At 75.5% G+C, this 2,546-nt stretch carries 2 protein-coding genes; both read right to left on the bottom strand.

From position 1 onward, the window contains the following. Positions 1 to 238: 238 nt before the first annotated feature. The gene (locus ACFV6D_RS38740) at positions 239 to 1,657 is read right to left on the bottom strand and encodes an acyl-CoA synthetase (protein ID WP_380563431.1); all 1,419 of its coding nucleotides are present in this window, start codon (positions 1,655 to 1,657) and stop codon (positions 239 to 241) included. A gap of 191 nt (positions 1,658 to 1,848) precedes the next feature. Next, the coding region (locus ACFV6D_RS38735) for an electron transfer flavoprotein subunit alpha/FixB family protein (protein ID WP_380563429.1) at positions 1,849 to 2,546 on the bottom strand (698 nt) is incomplete at its 5' end.

Here is a 2,546-nt window from a genome sequence, read left to right as displayed (position 1 = left end):
CCGGGGTGCCCGGCCGCTCCGGGCGGGCCCCCCCCCCCCGGCCCGCCCCGGCCCCGGGTGGGGGGGCGGGGGCGCGGGGCCCCCCCGGGCGGGGATTCAGTTCTGCCTGCGTGTCACGGTAGGCACGCGTCCGCTCACGGCGCGCAGTGGAGTGAGCCAATGGAAGGGTTCACGGCCGGTGAGCACCGACGGGGCATCAGGGTGAAGGCCAGTCATCGGGCCGCGGCCCGACGCCCCCTCACCCCTGCTGGTCGGCCTCCGCCAGCAGCTGCTTCTTCAGCACCTTTCCCAGCGCGTTCCGGGGCAGTTCGGGCACCAGCACGACCCGGCGCGGCCGCTTGTGCGCGGACAGCCGCTCCGCCACGAAGGCCGTCAGCTGTTCCCCCGTCACGGCGCCGTCGGGGATGACGTACGCGACGATGGCCTGCCCGAGGTCCTCGTCCGGCGCACCGACCACCGCCGCGTCGGCGACCGCCGGGTGGTCGCGCAGCGCGGCCTCCACCTCGCCGGCGCCGATCCGGTAGCCGCCGCTCTTGATCAGGTCGACGGAGGCGCGACCGACGATCCGGTGGAAGCCGTCCTCACCGATCACGGCGACGTCCCCGGTGCGGAACCAGCCGTCCGCCGTCCAGGCCTCGGCATCCGCGTCGGGCCGGTTGAGGTACCCGCTGAACAGGGTCGGCCCGGCGACCTGCAACTCTCCGACGCTCTCCCCGTCGGAGGGCACCGGCGCACCGTCCTCGCCGACCAGCCGGGTGCGCACCCCGTCCAGCGGCAGGCCGACGCTGCCGGGCCGGCGCTCGCCGTCCGCCCGGGTGCTGACGGTGATCAGCGACTCGGTCATCCCGTAGCGCTCGATCGGGGCGTGCCCGGTGAGCGCGGCCAGCTTCTCGAACACCGGTACCGGCAGCGGCGCGCTGCCGGAGACCAGCAGCCGGGCCGAGGCCAGCCGACCCGCCGCCCCGGGGTCGGCCGCCACCCGGGACCAGACGGTCGGCACCCCGAAGTACAGGCTGCCGCCCGCGGCCGCGTACCCCTCCGGGGTGGGCCGCCCGGTGTGCACGAGCCGGCTGCCGGTCCGCAGGGCGCCGAGGACGCCGAGGATCAGTCCGTGGACGTGGAACAGCGGCAGGCCGTGGACGAGGGTGTCCTCGGCGGTCCACTGCCAGGCCGCGGCGAGCGCGTCCAGGTCGGCGGCGACCGCCTGGCGCCGGATCACGGCTCCCTTGGGCGCCCCGGTGGTGCCGGAGGTGTAGAGGACGAAGCCGGTGGCGTCCGGCGCGGGCTCGGCGAACGTGGTGGCGGCGCGTTCCGTCGGGTCGACCGGCAGCCCCTCCACCTCACCCGGTACGACGTCACCCACGGCGTGCGCGAGCAGCACCGCACCCGAGTCACGCAGGATGTGCTCGCGCTCCTTGGGCCCGGAGTCGGGCGGCAGCGGCACCACGGGCACGCCCGCCAGCAGGCCGCCGACCACGGCGACGACCGTCTCGACGGCGGGCCGGGCGAGCACGGCGAGCGCGGGCGCACCGGCCACCCGGTCGGCGACGGCGGTCGCCGCGCCCAGCAGCTCCTCGCGGGACAGCGCCCGCCCGTCGATCCGCAGCGCGTCCGCCGTGTCCCCGTAGTCGCCCTGAAGTGCGGTCAGCAGTGCCATGCTTCCGTCCTCGCCCTCGTCTCACGCTGTCGCGCCGACTCTACGGGCCGCACCCGGAGCGTCCGTCCGCGGCGGTCACTGGCCGCCGCGCGCCTGGCCTGTACCGGCCTGGGCCTGCCTGTGCCGGAAACGCCGGAGGGCGTGGCGCCGGGTACTCGGTGCCACGCCCTCCGCCATGTGGTGCGCGGGGATCAGCCCTTGCGGGACTTCACCTCGGCGGTCAGCTGCGGCAGCACGGCGAACAGGTCGCCGACCACGCCGTAGTCCGCCAGCTCGAAGATCGGGGCCTCCGGGTCCTTGTTGACCGCGACGATGGTCTTCGAGGTCTGCATGCCCGCCCGGTGCTGGATGGCGCCCGAGATGCCGTTCGCCACGTACAGCTGCGGCGAGACCTGCTTGCCGGTCTGGCCGACCTGGTTGCTGTGCGGGTACCAGCCCGCGTCGACGGCGGCACGCGAGGCACCGACGGCCGCGCCCAGCACGTCCGCGAGCTCCTCGACGACGCCGAAACCGGCCGCCTCGCCGACGCCACGGCCGCCCGAGACCACGATCGCGGCCTCGGTCAGCTCCGGACGGCCGGTCGAGACCCGCGGGGTGCGCGAGGTGACCTTGGCCGCGTTCCCGGTGAACTCCACCGCCACGTTCTCCACCGCACCCGCGCCCGCAACGGCCTCGGGGGCCACCGCGTTCGGCTTGACCGTGATCACCGGCACGCCGTTGCTGACGCGCGAGTCGACGGTGTACGAGGCGGCGAACACCGACTGGGTGGCGACCGGACCACCGTCGCCCGCACGCAGGTCGATGGCGTCGGTGATGATGCCGGAGCCCAGGCGCAGTGCGACGCGGGCGGCGATCTCCTTGCCCTCGCCGGAGGAGGTGACCAGGACGG

The sequence above is a fragment of the Kitasatospora sp. NPDC059812 genome (genome assembly GCF_042732075.1).
Lineage (GTDB): Bacteria > Actinomycetota > Actinomycetes > Streptomycetales > Streptomycetaceae > Kitasatospora.
The sequence above is the reverse complement of the archived record's forward strand: the minus strand, read 5'-3'. Positions and strand labels throughout refer to the sequence as shown.